The organism is Oceanimonas marisflavi, assembly GCF_003049725.1.
Lineage (GTDB): Bacteria > Pseudomonadota > Gammaproteobacteria > Enterobacterales > Aeromonadaceae > Oceanimonas > Oceanimonas marisflavi.
Genome location: NZ_QAGM01000009.1, coordinates 49192 through 70527, shown reverse-complemented (window position 1 = coordinate 70527; position 21336 = coordinate 49192). Strand labels below are relative to the sequence as shown.

20 protein-coding genes and 4 tRNA genes are annotated in these 21336 nt (G+C 57.5%); 12 read left to right on the top strand and 12 right to left on the bottom strand.

The window, feature by feature from the left end; genetic code table 11:
• Window positions 1-108 precede the first annotated feature (108 nt).
• The 3 genes from serC to aroA all read left to right on the top strand — a co-directional run bounded on the left by serC (window position 109) and on the right by aroA (window position 4256).
• Entirely contained in the window at window positions 109-1191 is a 1083-nt protein-coding gene (serC, locus tag DA373_RS07690) for a 3-phosphoserine/phosphohydroxythreonine transaminase (protein WP_107851724.1), read from the top strand.
• 567 nt (window positions 1192-1758) lie between these two features.
• Window positions 1759-2859, top strand: coding sequence for a histidinol-phosphate transaminase (gene hisC / locus DA373_RS07685; RefSeq protein WP_198650268.1), 1101 nt, complete (start codon window positions 1759-1761; stop codon window positions 2857-2859).
• 116 nt (window positions 2860-2975) lie between these two features.
• Window positions 2976-4256: a 3-phosphoshikimate 1-carboxyvinyltransferase gene (gene aroA / locus DA373_RS07680; protein WP_107851723.1), complete on the top strand. Its 1281-nt coding sequence runs from the start codon at window positions 2976-2978 to the stop codon at window positions 4254-4256.
• A gap of 164 nt (window positions 4257-4420) precedes the next feature.
• Here aroA and DA373_RS07675 read toward each other — a convergent pair whose 3' ends face one another.
• The gene (locus tag DA373_RS07675; RefSeq protein ID WP_107851722.1) at window positions 4421-4816 is read right to left on the bottom strand and encodes a MerR family transcriptional regulator; all 396 of its coding nucleotides are present in this window, start codon (window positions 4814-4816) and stop codon (window positions 4421-4423) included.
• 137 nt (window positions 4817-4953) lie between these two features.
• Here DA373_RS07675 and DA373_RS07670 point away from each other — a divergent pair, with 137 nt between their 5' ends.
• A complete protein-coding gene (locus DA373_RS07670) occupies window positions 4954-5451 on the top strand; it encodes a hypothetical protein (protein WP_107851778.1) in 498 nt (165 codons plus the stop codon).
• Here DA373_RS07670 and DA373_RS07665 read toward each other — a convergent pair.
• From DA373_RS07665 to DA373_RS07645, 5 genes are all read right to left on the bottom strand, one after another.
• Window positions 5411-7249, bottom strand: a complete 1839-nt coding sequence (locus DA373_RS07665; protein WP_107851721.1) for an EAL domain-containing protein — start codon at window positions 7247-7249, stop codon at window positions 5411-5413. The two genes, DA373_RS07670 and DA373_RS07665, sit on opposite strands and share 41 nt — an antisense overlap.
• Window positions 7250-7492: 243 nt before the next feature.
• Window positions 7493-7568: transfer RNA gene (locus DA373_RS07660), tRNA-Asn, on the bottom strand.
• A 14-nt stretch (window positions 7569-7582) separates the two neighbouring features.
• Window positions 7583-7658, bottom strand: a tRNA-Asn gene (locus DA373_RS07655).
• A 15-nt stretch (window positions 7659-7673) separates the two neighbouring features.
• A tRNA-Asn gene (locus DA373_RS07650) sits at window positions 7674-7749 on the bottom strand.
• A gap of 16 nt (window positions 7750-7765) precedes the next feature.
• Window positions 7766-7841: transfer RNA gene (locus DA373_RS07645), tRNA-Asn, on the bottom strand.
• Window positions 7842-8708: 867 nt separating this feature from the next.
• Between DA373_RS07645 and phbB the strand changes: the two genes are divergently transcribed.
• The 5 genes from phbB to glnS all read left to right on the top strand — a co-directional run bounded on the left by phbB (window position 8709) and on the right by glnS (window position 14793).
• Window positions 8709-9455 (top strand): acetoacetyl-CoA reductase, encoded by a 747-nt coding sequence (phbB, locus tag DA373_RS07640; protein WP_107851720.1) that lies wholly within the window; start codon window positions 8709-8711, stop codon window positions 9453-9455.
• 37 nt (window positions 9456-9492) lie between these two features.
• The gene (locus DA373_RS07635) at window positions 9493-10704 is read left to right on the top strand and encodes an acetyl-CoA C-acetyltransferase (RefSeq protein ID WP_107851719.1); all 1212 of its coding nucleotides are present in this window, start codon (window positions 9493-9495) and stop codon (window positions 10702-10704) included.
• A gap of 59 nt (window positions 10705-10763) precedes the next feature.
• Complete coding sequence (locus tag DA373_RS07630; RefSeq protein WP_107851718.1) at window positions 10764-11099, top strand: phasin family protein; 336 nt, start codon at window positions 10764-10766, stop codon at window positions 11097-11099.
• 119 nt (window positions 11100-11218) lie between these two features.
• On the top strand, window positions 11219-12997 hold the full coding sequence (gene phaC, locus DA373_RS07625) for a class I poly(R)-hydroxyalkanoic acid synthase (protein ID WP_107851717.1): 1779 nt from the start codon (window positions 11219-11221) through the stop codon (window positions 12995-12997).
• Window positions 12998-13131: 134 nt separating this feature from the next.
• Window positions 13132-14793 carry a glutamine--tRNA ligase gene (glnS, locus tag DA373_RS07620; RefSeq protein WP_107851716.1) on the top strand — a complete coding sequence of 554 codons (1662 nt, stop codon included), beginning with the start codon at window positions 13132-13134 and terminating at the stop codon, window positions 14791-14793.
• An 83-nt stretch (window positions 14794-14876) separates the two neighbouring features.
• Here glnS and fur read toward each other — a convergent pair whose 3' ends face one another.
• Window positions 14877-15308, bottom strand: coding sequence for a ferric iron uptake transcriptional regulator (fur, locus tag DA373_RS07615; protein WP_107851777.1), 432 nt, complete (start codon window positions 15306-15308; stop codon window positions 14877-14879).
• A 442-nt stretch (window positions 15309-15750) separates the two neighbouring features.
• On the opposite strand from fur, the gene DA373_RS07610 reads away from it, so the two are divergent.
• The gene (locus DA373_RS07610) at window positions 15751-15993 is read left to right on the top strand and encodes an LPP leucine zipper domain-containing protein (protein WP_019935707.1); all 243 of its coding nucleotides are present in this window, start codon (window positions 15751-15753) and stop codon (window positions 15991-15993) included.
• Between the two features lie 88 nt (window positions 15994-16081).
• On the opposite strand, the gene DA373_RS07605 is transcribed toward DA373_RS07610, so the two are convergent.
• The 5 genes from DA373_RS07605 to DA373_RS07585 all read right to left on the bottom strand — a co-directional run bounded on the left by DA373_RS07605 (window position 16082) and on the right by DA373_RS07585 (window position 18992).
• Window positions 16082-16990: a L,D-transpeptidase family protein gene (locus DA373_RS07605; RefSeq protein ID WP_107851715.1), complete on the bottom strand. Its 909-nt coding sequence runs from the start codon at window positions 16988-16990 to the stop codon at window positions 16082-16084.
• Window positions 16991-17088: 98 nt separating this feature from the next.
• On the bottom strand, window positions 17089-17616 hold the full coding sequence (gene fldA / locus DA373_RS07600) for a flavodoxin FldA (protein WP_107851714.1): 528 nt from the start codon (window positions 17614-17616) through the stop codon (window positions 17089-17091).
• A 45-nt stretch (window positions 17617-17661) separates the two neighbouring features.
• Entirely contained in the window at window positions 17662-17946 is a 285-nt protein-coding gene (gene ybfE, locus DA373_RS07595) for a LexA regulated protein (protein ID WP_107851713.1), read from the bottom strand.
• Window positions 17947-17949: 3 nt separating this feature from the next.
• A complete protein-coding gene (locus tag DA373_RS07590; RefSeq protein WP_107851712.1) occupies window positions 17950-18171 on the bottom strand; it encodes a DUF2788 domain-containing protein in 222 nt (73 codons plus the stop codon).
• 56 nt (window positions 18172-18227) lie between these two features.
• Complete coding sequence (locus DA373_RS07585; protein ID WP_107851711.1) at window positions 18228-18992, bottom strand: alpha/beta fold hydrolase; 765 nt, start codon at window positions 18990-18992, stop codon at window positions 18228-18230.
• 124 nt (window positions 18993-19116) lie between these two features.
• Here DA373_RS07585 and seqA point away from each other — a divergent pair, with 124 nt between their 5' ends.
• Window positions 19117-19632: a replication initiation negative regulator SeqA gene (gene seqA / locus DA373_RS07580; protein ID WP_408635764.1), complete on the top strand. Its 516-nt coding sequence runs from the start codon at window positions 19117-19119 to the stop codon at window positions 19630-19632.
• 20 nt (window positions 19633-19652) lie between these two features.
• Window positions 19653-21296, top strand: a complete 1644-nt coding sequence (gene pgm, locus DA373_RS07575; RefSeq protein WP_107851710.1) for a phosphoglucomutase (alpha-D-glucose-1,6-bisphosphate-dependent) — start codon at window positions 19653-19655, stop codon at window positions 21294-21296.
• Window positions 21297-21336: the final 40 nt, after the last annotated feature.

Genomic DNA, 21336 nt, shown 5'->3' with positions numbered 1-21336 from the left:
AAGAGGCCTGCGGGCCTCTTTTTGCTTTGACTTGGCGCGTGAGCGCCCTGTAAAACGAGAAAGCGCCGGCGTTGCGGCGTTCAACATTAGCAGGTTAACTCAGGGAAAATGGAGAAAATGGTTTACAACTTCAGCGCAGGTCCGGCCATGCTGCCGGTTGAGGTCATGCAGCGGGCGCAGGCCGAGTTTCGCGATTTTAACGGACTGGGCGTGTCGGTGATGGAGCTCAGCCATCGTGGCGCCGATTATATGGCGGTGGCGGCCCAGGCCGAGCGGGATCTGCGCGAGCTGATGCACATCCCCGACAACTACAGAGTGCTGTTCCTGCAGGGCGGCGGTCGCGGCCAGTTTGCCGCCGTGGCGCTGAACCTGATGGGCAAGAATGCCAAGGCCGATTACATCGTCACCGGTCAGTGGTCCCGCGCCGCAGTGGCCGAGGCGGAGAAGGTGGGTACGGTGCGGGTGCTGGACGGCTTTGAAGCCGGCGAGGAGCCGCGCAAACTGGCCAGAAGCTGGGATCTGGACCCCACCGCTGCCTATGTGCACTACTGCCCGAACGAAACCGTGGAAGGCATTGAGTACGACTTTATTCCCGACACCGGCGATGTGCCCCTGGTGGCGGACATGTCGTCCACCATTCTTTCCCGTCCGGTGGACGTGAGCAAATTCGGCATCATCTATGCCGGTGCCCAGAAGAACATCGGCCCCTCCGGTCTGGCGGTGGTGATCGTGCGTGACGATCTGCTCGACCAGGCCTGCCCGAATACCCCGGCTATCATGGACTATGCCGCCATGGCCAAGGCCGACTCCATGCTCAACACCCCGCCTACCTATGCCTGGTACCTGGCCGGTCTGGTGTTCCAGTGGCTGAAGGAAAAAGGCGGCGTGGCAGCCATCGGCAAGCAGAATCAGGCCAAGGCCGAACTGCTGTACAGCTATGTGGATGCCAGCGACTTTTACGAGAACCGGGTTCACCCCAGCGCCCGCTCCTGGATGAACATTCCGTTCCAGCTGAAGGACGAGTCTCTCAACGAGGCCTTCCTGAAAGAGTCAAAAGAAGCCGGCTTGCTGGCGCTCAAGGGTCACCGCATCGTGGGCGGCATGCGTGCCAGCGTATACAACGCCATGCCCATTGAAGGCGTACAGGCCCTGGTCGACTTTATGGACGACTTCGCCAAGCGTAACAGCTGAGCTGAAGTGTGAAGCCATGATCTTATGAGTTGTTTGTAAGCCCCAAAGCCTGTTGCCTGTCAGGCCGTGCACTGTCGTCTGCCAAAGCGCACTGCTTCGCCGGTACGCCGTGGGAAATGACACTCAATGTTTCAAGCCGCTGCGAACATACTAAATGTTCGGTCGGCTTGAAACATCTCGTCATGGCGAGCAAGCTCGCCCCATGTAGGCTCCGCTACGCATCTGACCGCCAGGGATGGCGGGAATGCCGAAAATGCAGGAGCAATTTTCGGCCATGGCGCAGAGGGCGCGGCGAAGCAGACGCCCTTTGGCCTCCTCGGTAATCACCGGGTTGTCAGAAGCAACTTGCAGGCAATATCGGCGTATCACGAAGCAGCAGCGGGGATTGCCGTAGCCGACCGTCAAATGCCAGGGATGGCATTTGCCGAGCGTCCCATGGACGGGCCCGAAGCGTGTCGGCGGAGCGCAACCGCGCTGCTGCTTCGCATTGCGGAGTAACTGACAACAACCAGCTTCAGGCTGGCTTCGTGTTTTAGGCATTACTCAAAACAGTATTAAGGAGCCATTGTGAGTATTGATTTTCTGGCCCTGGCCAACCCGGGGGTACCGGGTCTGCATCCTTATCAGCCGGGCAAGCCGGTGGAAGAGCTGGAGCGTGAGCTCGGCATCAGCCACAGCGTCAAGCTGGCCTCGAACGAAAACCCATTGGGCCCGGGCCCCAAGGCCATTGCCGCCATTCAGAAGGCGCTGCCGGAGCTGGCCCGCTACCCGGACGCCAACGGCTTTGGCCTGAAAACGGCCCTGGCCGGCAAGCTGAAGGTGAACACCGATCAGCTGATCTTGGGCAACGGCTCCAACGAGCTGATCGATCTGCTGTTCCACACCTTTGTGGGCCCGCAGCAGGAAGTGGTCTATTCCCAGTACACCTTTATCGTTTACGCCCTGGCCACTCAGGCCCATGGCGCCCAAGCGGTGGAAGTGCCGGCGGTGGACTGTGGCCACGATCTCGACGCCATGGCCGCGGCCATTACTCCGTCTACCCGGCTGGTGTGCATCACCAACCCCAATAACCCCACCGGTACCTTCCTCACCAAGGGCGAGGTCAAGGCCTTTATGGACCGTGTGCCGGCCAACGTGCTGGTGGTGCTGGATGAGGCCTATACCGAGTACGTGGGTGAAGACGAGCGCCTGCCCTCCATCGACTGGCTGAACGAATATCCCAACCTGATTGTGTCCCGTACCTTCTCCAAGGCTTACGGTCTGGCCGGCCTGCGGGTGGGTTACATGGTGTGCCACCCCGAGCTGGTGGCGGTGCTGAACCGGGTGCGTGAGCCCTTTAACTGCAACAGCCTGGCGCTGGCGGCGGCGGAAGCGGCGCTGAACGACGATGCCTACCTGACCGAAGCGGTGGCGCTGAACAATCAGGGCATGGCCATGTATGAAACCTTCTTCAAGGAGCAGGGGCTGAAGTACATACCGTCAAAGGGCAACTTTATTACCCTGGATCTGGAGCGGAACGCCGGCCCGGTATACGAGGCGCTGCTGCGGGAAGGGGTGATAGTAAGACCCATTGCCGGCTACGGCCTGCCCACCTGCCTGCGTATCAGCATTGGTCTTGAAGCCGAAAACCGGCGCTGTATTGAAGCGCTGAAAAAGGTGCTCGGCTGAGCCCTTGCCTTGTCGCTCACTCTTCATGACATCAGGGCAAGTGGCTTGCTCTGATGCCGCTGCCCTGATAACGTCAGGGTAGCTTCAAACGATTTATCCCCATCTCCAGGAAGATTATGGAAAGTCTCAAACTATCTCCCATTGCCCGGGTGGAGGGCACGGTCAACCTGCCCGGCTCCAAGTCGGTGTCCAACCGGGCACTGCTGCTGGCTGCTCTGGCCCAGGGCACCACTCGCCTGACCAACCTGCTCGACAGCGACGACATTCGCCATATGCTGGATGCGCTCAAACAGCTGGGAGTGCAGTATGAGCTGTCGGACGACAAGACCGAGTGCGTGGTGCACGGTCTGGGACGGGCCTTCAGTGTCAACGAGCCGGTGTCGCTGTTTCTGGGCAATGCCGGCACCGCCATGCGCCCGCTGTGTGCAGCCCTGTGTCTGGGTACCGGCGAGTTTACCCTGACCGGTGAGCCGCGAATGTGGGAGCGGCCTATCGGTCACCTGGTGGATGCCCTGCGGGAAGCCGGTGCCGATATCAGCTACCTCAAGACCGATGGCTATCCGCCGGTGTTTATCAATGGCAAAGGGCTGTGGGGCGGCGACGTTCACATTGATGGCTCCGTTTCCAGCCAGTTCCTTACCGCTTTCCTGATGGCGGCGCCCATGGCCTCTGGTGACACCCGTATTCATATCAAGGGTGAGCTGGTCTCCAAGCCCTATATCGATATTACCCTGCATATCATGAAGCAGTTCGGGGTGGTGGTTGAGCATGACGATTACCAGACCTTTTATATTACCGGCAACCAGACTTACGTGTCACCGGGTGCCTTTCTGGTGGAAGGGGACGCCTCGTCGGCCTCCTATTTCCTTGCCGCCGGCGCCATCAAGGGCAAGGTGCGGGTCACCGGCATTGGCCGGGACAGCATTCAGGGTGACATTCGCTTTGCCGATGTGCTGGAGGCCATGGGTGCCAGGATCACCTGGGGTGACGACTTTATCGAAGCTGAGCACGTGGGACCGCTGAAGGCGGTGGACATGGACATGAACCACATTCCCGATGCGGCCATGACCATTGCCACCACGGCCCTGTTTGCCGAGGGCACCACCCGCATCAGCAATATTTACAACTGGCGGGTGAAGGAAACCGACCGGCTGTACGCCATGGCCACCGAGCTGAAAAAGCTGGGGGTCGAGGTGGAAGAGGGGGAAGACTACCTGGTGGTGACCCCGGCAACCGTGCTGCAGGAGGCGGAGATCGCCACCTACAACGATCACCGCATCGCCATGTGCTTCTCTCTGGTGGCGCTCAGCGATACCCCGGTGGTGATCCTGGATCCGGGCTGCACCTCCAAGACCTTCCCGGACTACTTCGACAAGCTGGCCAGCATCAGCCACTGATCAAAACGCCCCGCAAAAGCGGGGCTTTTTTGAGCTGTAAGCCATAAGCTGTCAGCGGTAAGTTGTTCTGCGTTGCCTGCATGCGCGAAGTGTTATCTGCAAATACGGCTCACTCTTCAAACCACACCACTGATGGCTTATAGCTTAAAGCTTACAGCTGTCTTTTAATGGTGTTTCATTCTCTCCAGTGCTTCCCGTGCCTTGATATCGGCGGCGTCCAGCTCGGCCAGTACTTTTTCAATATCATCCAGCTGTTGCTGCAGCACGATGCGCTTTTCCGCGATCATGGCCACCATGGAGTGCAGCTGGGGGCGGGTGCTGTGTTCGGCATCATAGAGTTCAAACAGCTCGCGCATTTCCGCCAGGCTGAAACCGAGCCGCTTGCCCCGCAGGATCAGGGTCAGGCGAATACGGTCCTTGTGGCTGTATATGCGGCTGTTGCCCTTGCGCTTGGGAGTGATAAGCCCCAGCTCTTCGTAGTGACGCAGGGTACGGGGGGTGATATCAAACTCGTCGGCCAACTCGGATATGGTATAGGTGACTTCCTTATTGGGCATCATGACAACTCCTGCTACAGCTGAAAAACAAGTTTGAGCGGCGAACCTTACACCCAAGGCGATAGGCTGTGAAGTCCGGCTTTGACTCACACCGGCTATTACGCCAAGATTATTGCTTTATGGCAACCGGCGGAGACGGCGTGTTTATTTTCAGAGTCAGGGACGGCGAGGGTGGTCAGGCACAAATTCGTATTCAGGCACTGGACTGGAGCGAGCAGGGTGAGGTTGAGTTCAGCGCCAACAGCGATGCCCTGGCGGTCACTCTGCTGTCAGGGTGCCGCAGCGGCCGGGGGCACTTCGGACTGCTTGCAGGAGCCAAGCCCATGGATGTAGAGCAGTGGCTGGATTACCTGCAGGAGCAGCACAGGCTGACCGAAGTGGCGGTGGACATTTACAGCCCTCTTGATGAAGGCTATGCCGGACTGTGCGGGCTTGATGAAGAGCAGGTGCAGAACCTGCTGCAGCTGGTGTACAAGGTTGGCGGTTTTAACCGCCTGCAGATCATGCGTTACCTTAAACACCGTAAAAATCCGTCCACCATGTCGACCCGTTACAGTCCGGAGGAGCTTGCCCGTTACCGCCACCTGGGGGAGCTTATCAACTACCTGTTGAAGCTGAAGTCAGCGTCAGCCCTTTAAAGTCGGCCAGGGGCACCGGTTTGCTGATCAGGTAGCCCTGTATGCCATCGATATACATGGTTTCCAGCAGTCGCTTCTGCTCGTCGGTTTCCACGCCTTCCGCCACCACATGGCAGCCCAGACGCTGGGCCAGATCGATGATCATGCGCACAAACTGCTGATTGGCACTGTCGTCCAGCAGGTGACGCACCAGCTCCGGATCCAGCTTGACGTAGTCGGGTTTGATGTCCTTGAGCAGACGGAAGGATCCATAGCCATGGCCGAACTTGCTGATGGCCGAGCGGGCGCCGGTACGCCGGATCATATCAAACAGCCGCTTGCCATTGGTAAGCTGATGCTCCAGAACATGCTCGTCAAGTTCAAAGACCAGGCTGGCGGTGACGTTGGGGTTGCGCAATAACACCCGTTCCAGCCAGATCAGGAAGGAGCTTTGCTGCAGACTGGCCGGGGTCAGGTTTATCGCCCAGCGCTGGGCCGGCAGCTCGTTGACGGCAATCTTGCGTAAAATCATTTCAATGATTTTCTGCTCGAACAGCATGGACATACCCAGTCGTTGCAGCATGGCAAACACGGTAGAGGCGGGATAGACGCCACCGTTGTCATTGGGAAAATGAGTAAAGATCTCGTTATAACCGGGCAGGGAAGGTTTCAGCAGCCTGGCCGGTTGAACGACCAGACGTATGCGGTCGTCGTCGAGCATGCTCTGCAACCGCTGACGCCACTGGTTTTCGCCCAAATCTTCATCGTCGCTGTTTTTCAGTACCATGCGCCAGCCGTTGGGCTCACCGCTCTGAGCCTGGGCCAGGGCGGAATCGGCGCGTATCAGAATACTTTCCGGAGACTGGCCCGGAAGCAACTGGGTAAAACCGATATAGGCGGCGCAATCCAGCTCGTGTACATCCTGATAGTGATAAAGCTCCTGCTGCAGCTCGGCACCCAGGCTCTTGGCATGGGGTTCGCACTGACCAGGCATAAGCACGGCAATATCGCTGCCGTTAATGCGGTAGGCATGAGCCCCCATTCTGGATTGAATGGCTTTGCGGATGAGCCTTGAGATGTCCTGCAGATACTGGTCACCGGCCTGAAAACCATGGCGGTTATTGATGTCCTGCAAGGCGCTGGCACGCAGCAGCATCAGGGTGGCGGTGGCCAGGCGGTTCTCATTGGCCAGCAGCAGGGTCAGATCCCGGCGAAAGGCATAGCGGTTGCCAAGGGTAGTGAGGTTGTCTCGCTGACTTTGCTGCAATGCTTCATCCAGCTCCCGCTGAAGGTTGTCCTGGCGTTGGCGATGGTGCTGAAGCTGCTCGATAATGGCCTGAGCCAGCGTGTCTCCCTGAGCGACCCCGTTCTTATCCGGATTGTTCAGGAGGTTGATGAGGTACTTCTGTCTGGCCCGGGTTTGTGTGCGGATGCGGTAATACATTCCTCCACACAACAGCAGGCTGGCAATACCCAAAGGCAAGGAAACGGACAGCCACTGTTCGGTGGCTGCCTGGGTATCCAGTACATAAAAGGCCGGAGTGGGCTCCAGGTTAAGCTGTTGTATTTCGCTCAGTTTGCCAAACCACCAGGCATGGCTTTGATCTGCAGGTGGCTGGCCTTGTGTCAAAACGGTCAGCCCGGGCAAGGACGGTAAAGGATCCGTTGCCTGACTGAGCAGGGAAGGAAGCTGTTGATGGATTTGCTGCTGCCAGTGGCTCAGAGTTCGCTGGGCCGACCACCAGGGTAACAGCAGGCTCAACAGGACGAGTACAACGGCCAGCAGCAGGGACAGATTAAAAAAACGGGATTCCCGCATAATTGGCATCCTTGTAATGACGGGATAAATGACAGAAGAATAATGCCACTGTCTGCCGGGGGTGCATAGTACACAGGCCGCATGGAAACAGAAGCAGGGCAAAAAACGCTACTCACTTGATGCTCATCATGATCCAAGCAGGCAGGAATGACAAGGGTATTGCGGCAACGTTTGAGCTGGATCACGACACCTGGCTGGTGTCAAGCAATAAAAAAGCCGGCATGAAGCCGGCTTTCAGAAAGGTGGCTCCCCCTGCTGGACTTGAACCAGCGACATACGGATTAACAGTCCGCCGTTCTACCGACTGAACTAAGGGGGAACAACTTTTTAAACTGGCTCCCCCTGCTGGACTTGAACCAGCGACATACGGATTAACAGTCCGCCGTTCTACCGACTGAACTAAGGGGGAACAACTTTTTAAACTTGGCTCCCCCTGCTGGACTTGAACCAGCGACATACGGATTAACAGTCCGCCGTTCTACCGACTGAACTAAGGGGGAACAACTTTTTTAAACTTGGCTCCCCCTGCTGGACTTGAACCAGCGACATACGGATTAACAGTCCGCCGTTCTACCGACTGAACTAAGGGGGAAGAGGCATCGCTTGAATGCGTGGCGCATGTTAAAGGCTGCCCCGGGAGCTGTCAACACTGAAAATGTCTTTCCCTGTAAAATCAGACTGTTTGATGCAATAGTGTTCGGTTGGGGCGAAAACCTCACCAGAATGGGGGAAAGATGAACAGGTGCGCAGATGCAGGGTGAAAGTTAGAAGCAGAGCAGAGGACTGAAGCGGGCGAGCGCTGACACATCCGCTTGGTGTGGTAGAGCCCGGACGGGGTTCGAAATCATATGAGCCCTTACCCCTTTGGCCGGGAAAAACGGGCCTGAATCCGCTCCCTGGTTAAAGCCGGATTGCTTGCCGGAAAGGGGGCAGCAAAGACAGAGGGTGGAGGTGTTTTTTGACTGTCGGGTCATAAATAAACCTGATCCCGACAGTAGAGCAAGAATATTGACTTTGTGAAATTATTGTTAATTTTTCGATTTTGTTTTTATAAGTTAAAAATCATTTCATGTCAGGTGCTGAAAAATAAAACCAGTATCATCCGCCAGTATTGAAAGAGCTTCCTGCTTCGCGGTGAAGAGGTGTCGTAAAATTCTGTTTGATATGTTTTTTTTGATTTTTTCTTCTAGGTGTCATTTTATCTTTACTCGTCTTGCTCCCCCTTCTTATCTTAATAGTTTCAATCGTCACTGAAATTTATTTTGTGACAAAGCATTTATTTTAATGCAATTGTCATAAATTTGGCGTTATAGTATTCGGGCCTGAGCAGGGAGTACGTTCAGGTGCGGTACTATAGAAATCGAATGTGTTGTTGTCATTGTCAACAATGGCTGTTGGCAGTGTGCACAAAAATAAGTTTGGCTTTCTTTATATTGTATATACATGGAGTAAAGTGTTCATGACCGACAAAAAAATCGCTTTGGTAACCGGTGCAGCAGGTGGAATTGGTACAGAAGTTTGCCGTTTGTTTGTAAACAACGGCTACAAGGTACTGGCTACCCATCGTCCCGGCAAAGAGCAGCAGGCTGCCAACTGGCTGCAGGAAGAAGGCCTGGCCGGCAAGGATGTACAGCTGCTTGCTCTGGATGTGTCTGATCATGAAGCGATTGGTGAGGTTCTGGGCAATACCCTGCGGGAGCTGGGCCGCATTGATGTGCTGGTTAACAACGCCGGCATTACCCGTGACGCGACCTTTAAAAAGATGTCCTGGGATCAGTGGAAAGAAGTAATGGACACTAACCTGAACAGTCTGTTCAGTGTAACACAACCTATTTTCAACAAGATGTGCGAGCTGGGCAGCGGCCGTATTATCAATATCTCCTCCGTAAATGGTCTTAAGGGCCAGTTTGGCCAGGCCAACTATTCTGCCGCCAAGGCCGGCATGATTGGCTTTACCAAGGCGCTGGCTGCTGAAGGCGCCCGTTTCGGCGTGACTGTCAATGCCGTGGCCCCTGGCTATACCGCCACGCCCATGGTGACTGCCATTCGTGAAGATGTACTTGATTCCATCAAGTCAACTATTCCGCTCAAGCGTCTGGCGAGCACCGAAGAAGTCGCCGGTGCGGTACTTTATCTGGCGGGCGAACACGGTGGTTACGTGACCGGTGAAACCCTGTCCGTTAACGGCGGCCTTTACATGCAATAAGTCTTGCGGCTTTTATTTTACGGAGTGAAAAACAATTATGTCTGAACCTGTATACATTGTTGCGGCTAAACGCACCCCCATCGGCGCCTTTCTGGGCTCGCTGAAAACGGTTTCTCCTGCCGAACTGGCCGCCGCCGCCATTAAAGGCGCACTGGAACAGGCCAAGCTGTCCGGCAACGATATTAATGAAGTGATCGTGGGTAACGTGGTCAGCGCCGGCCAGGGCATGGGCATTGGTCGCCAGGCCGCCCTGGCTGCCGGTATTCCCGCCGGCATTCCCGCCTATACCCTTAACATGGTTTGTGGCAGCGGCATGAAAACCCTGATGGACGCCTGCGCCCATATCAAGGCCGGTGACGCCGAAGTTGTAGTGGCCGCGGGTTGCGAAAACATGTCGCAAATTCCTCATGTGGTGAAAGGCGATCTGCGCAATGGCCAGAAAATGGGCGACATGACCCTGTCCGATCTGCTGATCAGCGACGGTCTGACCGACGTGTTCAACCAGTACCACATGGGCGTGACCGCCGAAAACGTGGTGGCTCAGGAAAACATCAGCCGTGAAGAGCAGGATGCGCTGGCCGTGGCCAGTCAGTCCAAGGCGGTAGCCGCCATTGAAGCGGGCTTCTTCAAGGACGAAATCGTGCCGGTGGAAGTGAAAACCCGCAAGGAAGTGCTGACCATCGATACCGATGAGTACCCCAAGGCCGGCACCACCACCGACGGTCTGGCCAAGCTGCGCCCGGCATTCAAGCGTGACGGCGGCTCTGTGACCGCGGGCAACGCCTCTGGCATCAACGACGGTGGCAGCGCCATCATCGTGGCCAGCAAGTCTGCCGTTGAGCGCCTGGGCCTGACTCCGCTGGCCGAGGTGGTGAGCTATGGTCAGGGCGGTATCGACCCTGAAATCATGGGCCTGGGCCCGGTGCCGGCCATTGGCCAGGCGCTGAACAAGGCCGGTCTGAACCTGGCTGATATCGAGCGTTTTGAGCTGAACGAGGCCTTTGCCGGTCAGGCTCTGGGCGTAGTGCGCCAGCTGTCCCGTGAGCACGATGTGGCCGAACAGGCGGTGCTGGAAAAGACCAACAAAAACGGCGGCGCCATTGCCCTGGGTCACCCCCTGGGAGCCTCCGGTAACCGTATTATGGTTACCCTGCTGTATGAGCTGCAGCGCAGCAATACCAGCCTGGGTCTGGCCTCCCTGTGTGTGGGTGGCGGCATGGGCACCGCTGTTATTCTCAAGCGGGTGTAATCTGAATGGCGGCGCACCGGCGCCGCCTTGTTACTGAATCTCAGTTTAAGGATCTTCTCATGTACACGGATATTTTCAAAACCTTTAACGATCAGACCGAAAAAGCCTTTGGCCCCCTGTATCAGTACAATCAGCTGGTCGCAAAAAACTTTACCGCCCTGACCAACCTGCAGCTTGAGGCCGCCCGTCAGTATGCCGACATCGGTCTGGCTCAGCTGCAGGCCAACAGCCAGGTACGTGATGTACAAGGGCTGGTCACCAGCGGCGCCAAGCAGCTGGAAACCATGACCCGCATCAGCCAGCAGATGATTGAAGATGGCAAAAAGCTGGCGGAGCTGGCCCAGGAATTCAAGGCCGGTCTCGACGGTCTGGCTGCCGAGGCGGCCAAACAGTAAGCCGGCGCTGCCTTTCCGGTCGTTAGCTATGAAGGAAAGGGGCCCGTCGGCCCCTTTCTGTTTGCCGGGCAACCTGTACCTGTGCCCGGGGGTCACCTTTTCATGCAGGGAGGGACATAATGGAGCAGAATACTTTTCAGGGCGGCGATCCCATTCGTCAGTTTTTTCATTGGAATGAAAACGTCTGGGCCGACATTCAGCGAAGCCGTCTGGGCGACAACCCGGTCACCGAGGCATTGTCCCGGGTGAATGCCGAAGATCTCAAAACCTTTTACGATGCCGTGGCCGCCAATCCGGTGCGTTTGCTGGAAATGCAGATGCAATGGTGGCAGGGGCAGCTGGCCATCTGTCAGAACAGCATGGTCAGGGCGCTCGACACCAGTGCCGAGAGCGTGATCGCCGATCCGCCCGGCGACCGGCGTTTTCAGTACAAGGCCTGGAAGGACGATCCTAATTTCGACTTTCTGCGCCAGTCTTACCTGCACTTTGCCAATTCCCTGATGCAGACCCTGGAAGTGGTGGAAGGGCTGCCGGAGCCGGCGCGTCAGCGGCTTATTTTCTTTTTCCGTCAGACCATCAATGCGCTGTCGCCCAGCAACTTTATCTGGAGTAACCCTGAGCTGTTGCACCGTACTCTGGAAGAAAAGGGGGCGAACCTGGTCAAGGGCATCAATCTGTTTCAGGAAGATCTGGCCAACAGCGCCAACCTGCTGAAAATTCGCATGACCCGCCAGTCTGCCTTTGAGCTGGGCAAGGATCTGGCCACCACCCCGGGTGAGGTGGTGTTCCGCAACGATATTTTCGAGCTGATCCAGTACGGCGCCAGCACCGACAAGGTGCATCAGACGCCGCTGCTGGTGATTCCGCCCTTTATCAACAAGTTCTATATTCTGGATCTGCGTGAGCAGAACTCTCTGGTGCGCTGGCTCAGGGATCAGGGCCACACCGTGTTCCTGATGTCCTGGCGCAATCCGGGCAAGGAGCAGGCCAGCATCGGTTTTCAGGATCTGATCAACGCCGGCACCATGGAAGCCATTCGGGTGATAGAGCGCATCACCAGCGAGAAGGAAGTCAACGCCATCGGTTACTGCATCGGCGGTACCCTGCTGGCCAGCACCATGGCGCTGTATGCGGCCCGCCGTATGAAGCCAAGGGTGAAAAGCGCCACCTTCCTGACTACCCTGCTGGATTTTACTCAGCCCGGAGAAGTGGGTGTCTTTATCAATGACCCCGTGGTCAGCGCCATGGAGCGAATGAACGACGAACAGGGGTATTTTGATGGCCGCCAGATGGCGGTGACCTTCAGTCTGCTGCGGGAAAACAGCCTGTACTGGAACTATTACATCAACAACTACCTCAAGGGCGAAGAGCCGGCAGATTTCGACATTCTCTACTGGAACAGCGACAGCACCAACCTGAGCGCCACCTGTGCCAGCTTCCTGCTGCGGGATCTGTATCTCGACAACAAGCTGAGCAAGGGCGAAGTCAAGGTGGGCAACTTTGGTGTGGATCTGTCCAAGGTGCAGACGCCGAGCTATTTTCTGTCGACCAAGGACGATCATATCGCCCTCTGGGACGCCACCTTCAACGGCTCAAAACTGCTGGGCGGTGATACCACCCTGGTGCTGGGGGAGTCAGGTCATGTGGCCGGTGTGGTCAACCCTCCGGGCAAAAACAAGTACGGTTACTGGCTGAGTGAACAAGGCTTTGAGTCGCCCGAGCAGTGGCTGGCCTCGGCCAGGCGCGAAGCCGGCTCCTGGTGGCCGCACTGGCAGCAGTGGGTGACACCGCACCTGGGCAAGTCCGTTGCCGCCCGCGCCATTGGCAACGAGGAATGTCCGGGCCTGATGCCGGCCCCGGGCCGCTATGTGCAGCAGACTCTGCCCGTGGAAGAGTAATATTAAGCCGCCTTTGGGCGGCTTTTCCGCTTTTGGTGGCTTTATCATGGCGGGCCTATTGAGCCCCGCGCCGGAATCATGGATCATGGTCGTTTGATCCCATCACACCATTTTCCAGTTTCGAGGTGCATTGAATGAGTCAGGCGGACCACAGTCCCAGCAATTTCATTCGTCAGATCATTGATGAAGATCTGGCCAGCGGCAAGCATCAGTCGGTGCAGACCCGCTTTCCTCCGGAGCCGAACGGCTACCTGCACATTGGCCACGCCAAATCCATCTGCCTGAACTTTGGCATTGCCGAAGACTATCAGGGCAAATGCAACCTGCGTTTTGACGACACCAACCCCGAAAAGGAAAGTGTGGAATACGTTGAATCCATCAAGCGCGACGTACAATGGCTGGGCTTTGAGTGGAGCGGCGACATTCATTATTCATCCGACTATTTTGAAAAGCTCTATGGCTACGCCGTTGAGCTGATTGAAAAGGGCCTGGCCTATGTGGACGAGCTCACCCCGGAGCAAATTCGCGAATACCGCGGCACCCTGACCAGCCCCGGCCGCAACAGCCCTTACCGGGATCGTCCGGTGGAAGAAAATCTCGAGTTGTTCACCCGCATGCGCAACGGCGAGTTTGCCGAAGGCACCGCCTGTCTGCGCGCCAAGATCGACATGGCGTCGTCCTTTATGGTGATGCGTGATCCCGTCATCTACCGGGTGCGTTTTGCCCACCATCACCAGACCGGTGACAAGTGGTGCATCTACCCCATGTACGACTTCACCCACTGCATTTCCGATGCGCTGGAAGGCATTACCCACTCCCTGTGTACCCTGGAGTTTCAGGACAACCGCCGCCTCTACGACTGGGTGCTGGACAACATCAGCATTGAGTGTCACCCGCGCCAGTACGAGTTTTCCCGGCTCAACCTGGAATACACCGTCATGTCCAAGCGCAAGCTCAACCAGCTGGTGACCGACGGCCACGTGGAAGGCTGGAACGATCCGCGCATGCCGACCATCTCCGGCCTGCGCCGCCGTGGCTATACGCCGGCGGCCATTCGCGAGTTCTGCCGCCGCATCGGCGTGACCAAGCAGGACAACACAGTGGAAATGGGCATGCTGGAAGCCTGTATTCGCGACGATCTCAATGACAACGCTCCCCGCGCCATGGCGGTGCTGCGCCCGGTGCGGCTGGTGATTGAAAACCTGCCGGAAGGTCACGAGGAAACCCTCAAGGCCCCCAATCACCCCAGCAAGCCCGAGATGGGCGAGCGGCAGCTATCCTTTACCCGGGAAATTTTCATCGACGAAGCGGATTTCCGGGAAGAGGCCAACAAGAAATACAAGCGTCTGGTGCTGGGCAAGGAAGTGCGGTTGCGCAATGCCTATGTGATCAAGGCCGAGCGGGTGGAAAAGGATGATGCCGGCAACATTACCACCATCTACTGCAGCTATGATCCCGAGACCCTGGGCAAGGATCCCGCCGACGGCCGCAAGGTCAAGGGCGTGATCCACTGGGTATCCGCCAGTCACGGCGTGCCTGCCGAGGTGCGTCTCTACGACCGCCTGTTCAGCGTGCCCAATCCGGGGGCGGCCGAGTCCTTTGAGGCGGCCCTGAACCCGGATTCCCTGCAGGTGCTGAGCAACGCCGTGGTAGAAGCCTCACTGGCGGCGGCACCGGCGGAGCGGGCCTACCAGTTTGAGCGGGAAGGCTACTTCTGCCGTGACAGTGAGTCTGACGCGCTGGTGTTCAACCTCACGGTGGCGTTGCGTGACTCCTGGGGCAAGGAAGGCGTCTGACGCTGCTGGCCCGGGCAAGCCCGGGCCATAAAAACAAAAAAGCCGCAGCTGAAACACTGCGGCTTTTTTGTGTCCGTAACGGCTTATTCGTCGTTATGGTCGCACTGATCGTTGTTGCAGTGACCGTAGAGATACAGGCTGTGATTGGTCAGCTTGATATTGAACTGAGTGGCAATGTCGCGTTGCCGCTGCTCAATGACCTCGTCGTGAAACTCGATGACCTTGCCGCAGTCGAGGCACACCAGGTGGTCGTGGTGCTCCTGGGTGGCCAGTTCAAACACCGACTTGCCGCCTTCAAAGTGATGGCGAGTGACGATGCCGGCATCGTCGAACTGGTTCAGCACGCGATAGACGGTGGCCAGGCCGATTTCCTCGCCCTGATCGATCAGCAGCTTGTACAGCTCTTCGGCACTGACATGCTGGGTTTCGGGTTGTTGCAGCAGCTCAAGGATCTTGACCCGGGGGAGCGTTACCTTGAGTCCTGCTTTTTTCAGTGCTTGATTGTTGTCGGCCATAAAATCAACGATTCGCATTTCATTTGGGTATTAGTGTTAATTCTGCGTCTTCCTGCCGCCAAAGGCAACCCGAATTCCGATACAGCCGCAAAACCGGGGCCCGCAGACCATCAGGGCAAGCAGAAGGTGTTATTTGAGTATGGTGAACCCCGGCTCAGACCGGTGCCAGACTCGACGAAATCCGACGTGCAACGCACCGTGCGATGAGTATCTCCCCGGATTTCCTATTAATATTTAGGAATGAAAACGGCGATTCGATGGCAAAATGGAGCAAATGCACTATTTGCGTAAAAAATCGGCAAACAATCGCTGAATCATGATGTTAAGCAAAAATTCCTAATGTCATGGTCTATAAAATAATTTGCGATAAGTGCTGAACTTCGTTCATACTTAGCTCGCCAATGTGGTCTTTTTGACTCCCATTTAAAACAAGGAGCAGGTAATGCGTAATAAAATGATGATGGTTGGTGGTGTTGTTGGTGCTCTGATGCTGGCCGGTTGTAGCTCTACTACCGCTCTGGAAGAGAAACTGGACATGCTGTCTCAGGACGTTCAGGCTGTTCAGCAGGGCCAGCAGTCCAACGCTGCCAAGATTGATCGTCTGGCTGCCGACGTTGCCGAAGCCCGCGCTTCTGCCGATCGCGCCAACTCTCGTCTGGATCAAATGGGCCGTTACACCAAGTAACAGTTCCATCCAGATATCAAAAAGGCCTGACGAATGTCAGGCCTTTTTTTATAGTATGAAAAAGCGCTCGCAAGCGCTTTTTCCGTTTTCAGTAAAGGCTCTGCCCCACCAGCTGTGGTGTGGCCTGCTGCTGGCTGATAATGCGTTCCAGCGTGCTTCTGTCGAGGCCGTTCTGCAGCAGCGGTGCCAGCTCGCTCATATCGATGGGACGGGTATCCACCTCACCTTCCGGAGTGAGGGGCTCGTGGGATTCCACAAAGGTCTGGCCATACTCATCGGTGCTGACCTTCAGCGACTGGTTGACGATCTGCACGCGGGTGCCCTTGTTCACCTGACTGAACAACCACTCTACATGCTCCGGATACATGCGAATGCAACCGGCACTGGAGCGCAGGCCTACATCCAGTGGATCATTGGTGCCGTGGATCAGGTATTCACCACTGCCATAGGCCAGGCGCATGGCGTAGTCCCCCAGAGGGTTATCCGGGCCGGCCGGCACCACGGCGGGCAGGGCAATGCCCTTGGCAGCGTATTCACGCCGGGTATTGGCCGTCGGCGTCCAGGTCGGATTTTCCCGCATCTGGGAAATGGAGGTGACCATTTCAGGCGTGGCCCGGCCTACCCGTCCGATACCGATGGGAAACACATACACCTGATCTTCATTTTCCGGATAGTAATACAGACGCAGTTCGGCCAGGTTGATGACAATGCCCTGGGTTTCTGCCCGGGGCAGCAGCATCTGATTGGGGATCACCACCCGGTCACCGGGGCGCAGCAGCAGCAGATCCCGATCCGGGTTGGCAGCCATGATCAGAATGGGACTGACTCCGTAATAGCGCGCCAGGGCGGCGAGGGTATCGCCTTCCTGAGCGGTATGGATCAGAATTTGCCCTACCGGCTGGCCTTTGTCTGCGGGCAGAGGCAGGGGGCGCACTGCTGCCTGGGCCAGGGATAATGGCAGGAGCAGGGTGAGCAGCATGATACTTAACAGCTTCATTACTTGGTTCTCTTAATCTGGTGTTAACCGGAATCATACTCTTGTTGCACAAAAAAGGGATGCGCCCGGCGCATCCCTTAAAGACCCGGATTGTCGCGTTATGCTTCCAGCTCTTTCAGGCACATTTCTTCATAGACCTGTTTGCACCAGGACTTGACCCTGTCCTGGGTCAGCTCGGGCTGGCGATCCTCATCGATGCCCAGGCCCACAAAATGGGCGTCGTCCACCAGCGCGCGGGATGCTTCAAAGTCGTATCCTTCGGTGGGCCAGTGGCCGATGATGATAGCACCTCTGGGTTCAATAATGTCTTTCAGGGTGCCCATGGCATCGAGGAAATACTCGGCGTAGTCTTCCTGATCGCCACAACCGAAAATGGCAACCAGCTTGTCGTTGAAGTCGATTTGCTCCAGTTCGGGGAAGAAGTCGTCCCAGTCGGCCTGGGACTCGCCGTAATACCAGGTGGGAATGCCCAGCAACAGCAGATCGAAACCGGCGATGTCTTCCTTGGTGCTCTTGGCAATATCGTGAACCTCGACCAGATGTTTGCCCAGCTCTTTCTGGATCATCTTTGCCACGGCTTCGGTATTGCCGGTATCACTTCCAAAAAACAGACCTACACTTGCCATAATTATGCCGTACCTGTTGAGAAATAGTGTTGTTGAAACCTGGCCCTAGTCCTGATCCTGCTGTGCCAGTTGCTGCAGCAGCAGGGCCTGGATGAGTTCGGCTCGGCTGAGCCGGCGTTCATTGGCCAGAACATTGAGTTTGCTGAACAGCTGCTCGTCCACCTTGAGCTCAATACGCCGAAGACCGCGTTCACGATCCCGCTTGAGCTGGTTGCGCTTGTTGAGCTTGAGCTGAGCCTGCCGGGGCAGGGGGTTTGTTTTGGGTCTGCCGGGCCGACGTTCGTCGGCGAACAGATCCAGTGTGGTTCTGTCTGCTTCTTGCTTGGCCATGGATCAACCCAGACCACCGCTTTCCCAGGCAGCTTCGATAATCCCCTTGGCCACAAAGCCGGCACAGCCGAGAAACAGCACCAGCCAGACCACAAAGCGACCAAATTTGGGCACGTTACCGCGCTTGAGCACATCATGGATTGCCAGCCCGATCAGCAAAAAAATAAGCAAGAAAAACAGCTTCAGGCCCAGGCTTTCCAGCAGCTCGATTTGATCCAATGACATGATGTTGACCGACCGTTGAGAATGGGCGCCACTATAGCACAAAGCCCCAAAGGCTGTTAACTGACAGAGAGCAGGAAATCCTGCACCAGGCGGTTGAATGCCTGCGGTTTTTCCGCATGCAGCCAGTGGCCGGCATTTTGTATTACCCGGGCCCGGGCATGGGGGAACTGGGCCTGCACCTCGGGCTGGTGCTCGGGCAGCAGGTAGTCGGACTCACTGCCCTTGATAAACAGCACAGGTCCTTCAAAGGGCGCGGGCAGCCCGGGCCAGCCCATGATGTTGTGGTAGGCGTTTTTCAGCGCGGCCACGTTAAAGCGCCAGTTGGCCTCACCGGCCACGAAGGACTTGAGCAGGAACTGGCGAACGCCGGCGATGGCGACGTGTTCGGCAAGCACGGCTTCGGCTTCCCTGCGGTTTTGGCTGCCGGCATCGATCACCGCCTGCAGGCCGGCAAACACTTCCTGATGACGCGCCTCTTGGTAGGCCACCGGCGCCATGTCGGCCACCACCAGGCCCCGCACGCTGTCGGGGGCCAGTCCTGCAGCCATCATCACCGCCTTGCCGCCCATGGAATGTCCCACCATGGCGGGCTGATCCAGCTGTAGCCGTTCGCTGAGCTCCAGCAGGTCTTCCGCCATGGCGGCGTAGCTCATGATATCGCTGCGCGGAGACTGGCCATGATTGCGCAGATCCACGGTGATCACGTCAAAATATTCGCTCAGGGCCCGGTTCAGGCCGTTGAGGTTGTCCAGGCTGCCAAACAGGCCGTGTACCAGCATGACCGGCATGCCCTGGCCCTGGCGACGATAGTTCAGTTGCATGAAAGCACGCCTTCGGTTGAAAGACAAAGTGGCCATATTGTTGCCCGGGTCACTCCCGGGCGCAACCCGCTTGGGCCGGGCCCCGGCTCCATGTATAATCGCCCACTCTTCACTGGGAGTGGATATGCCAGAAAAAATGATGAAAACCATAGAGGTGGATGAAGAGCTTTACCGTTATATCGCCAGTAACACCCGGCATATTGGTGAGAGCGCCTCGGACATACTGCGCCGCCTGCTGAAACTTGAAAACCAGGCCGGTGCCGCTGCGCCTCCGGCTGCTCCTGCTGCCGCCGGTGTGCAGGGCGAAGGGGTGCGGCGCATGCTCGACTCCGGCGCCCTTGCGGCTCAGGACTCGGCCATTGAACGCTTTATGACCATACTGTCGGTGCTGTACCGGGAAAACCCGGTGGCCTTCGCTCAGGCATCCGATATCAAGGGCCGCAAGCGCATCTATTTTGCCGACTCCGAAGCCGCCCTGCTGGCGGCGGGCAACACCACCAAGCCCCGTGCCATCGAGGGCAGCCCCTACTGGGTGATCACCAATACCAATACCGGCCGCAAGCGCAATATTGTGGCACAGCTGATGGCCGCCATGGGCTATGCCCACGGGCTGATTGAGCGGGTCAGCCAGAGTATCTGAATAATATCAAGGATCGAAACATGAGCACGCATCCCAGAGCGGGCCAGCCGGCTGAAGCCGGCGATCTCGTCAATATTCCCCAACTGATGGCCGCTTTTTACCAGCTGGTGCCCGATGCCGCCGTGGCCGCCCAGAGAGTGGCGTTCGGCACGTCCGGTCACAGAGGCTCGGCCCTGGATACCAGCTTTAACCAGGCCCATATTCACGCCATCTGTCAGGCGGTGGCCGAATACCGCCGGGACCAGGACATTAACGGCCCGCTGTTTCTCGGTATGGATACCCATGCCCTGTCGGAAGCAGCCTTTGGCGCCGCGCTGGAAGTGCTGGTGGCCAATGGCGTGGAAGTCAGAGTTCAGCAGGGGGGGGGATATACCCCCACGCCGGTGATCTCTCATGCCATTCTTGGCCATAACCGGGCCGAAGGCGGTGATGTGGCCGATGGCATTGTGATCACCCCGTCCCACAATCCGCCCCGGGATGGCGGCATCAAGTACAACGGCGCCGACGGCGGCCCGGCCAGCGCCGAGGCCACTGCCCGCATTCAGCAACGGGCCAACGAGCTGCTGGCGGCCGGCAATGCCGGTGTGCAACGGCTGCCCTTTGCCAGGGCCCAGGCAAAGGCCGTGCCCCACGACTATGTGGCGAGCTATGTGAATGATCTGGAGCAGGTGATCGACATGGCCGCCATTCGCGCCGCCGGCATTCGCATCGGCGTGGATCCCCTGGGTGGCTCCGGGCTGGCCTACTGGCCGCACATTGCCGAGCGCCATGGCCTCGACATTACCCTGGTCAACGAGCGTCAGGATGCCGACTTTGGCTTTATGCCGCTGGATCATGACGGCAAGATCCGCATGGACTGCTCCAGCCCTTTCAGCATGCAAAACCTGCTGGCGCTGAAAGACCAGTTCGATATCGCCTGCGGCAATGATCCGGACTACGACCGCCACGGCATCGTCGACGCCGACGGACTGATGAACCCCAACCATTACCTGGCGGTGTGCATTCACTACCTGTTTACCCACAGGCCCCAGTGGCAGGCTGAGTTGGCGGTGGGCAAGACCCTGGTGTCTTCATCCATTATCGATCGGGTGGCAGCCAGTCTGGGCCGGCCGCTGATGGAAGTGCCGGTGGGCTTCAAGTGGTATGTACAGCCCCTGATGGACGGCAAACTGGCCTTTGTGGGCGAAGAGAGCGCCGGTGCTTCATTCCTGCGGCGGGATGGTGGCGTCTGGACCACCGACAAGGACGGCTTTATTCCGTCTCTGCTGGCGGCGGAAATGCTGGCGGTGACCGGCAAGACCCCGCATCAGTATTACGCCATGCTCACCGAAGAGCTGGGCAGGCCCCATTACCGGCGGGTAGATGCGCCTGCCAGTCATGAGCAGAAGCAAGTGCTGGCCGGGCTGAGCCCCGACAATGTGCAGGCCGACACCCTGGCCGGTGATGCCATTGTTGCCTGCCTCACTGCCGCCCCCGGCAACGGTGCCGCCATTGGCGGGCTCAAGGTGGTCACGGAGCAGGGCTGGTTTGCCGCCCGGCCCAGCGGTACCGAGCAGGTCTACAAGATCTATGCCGAAAGCTTTCGCAGCGAAGCGCATCTGGAGCAGCTGATCAGCGAAGCGCGCGCCCTGGTCAGCGACGTTTTTGCCCAGGCCGGCGTTTAAGCCCGCTTTCCTTCCAGGCCGGCCATCACTGCCGGCCTGC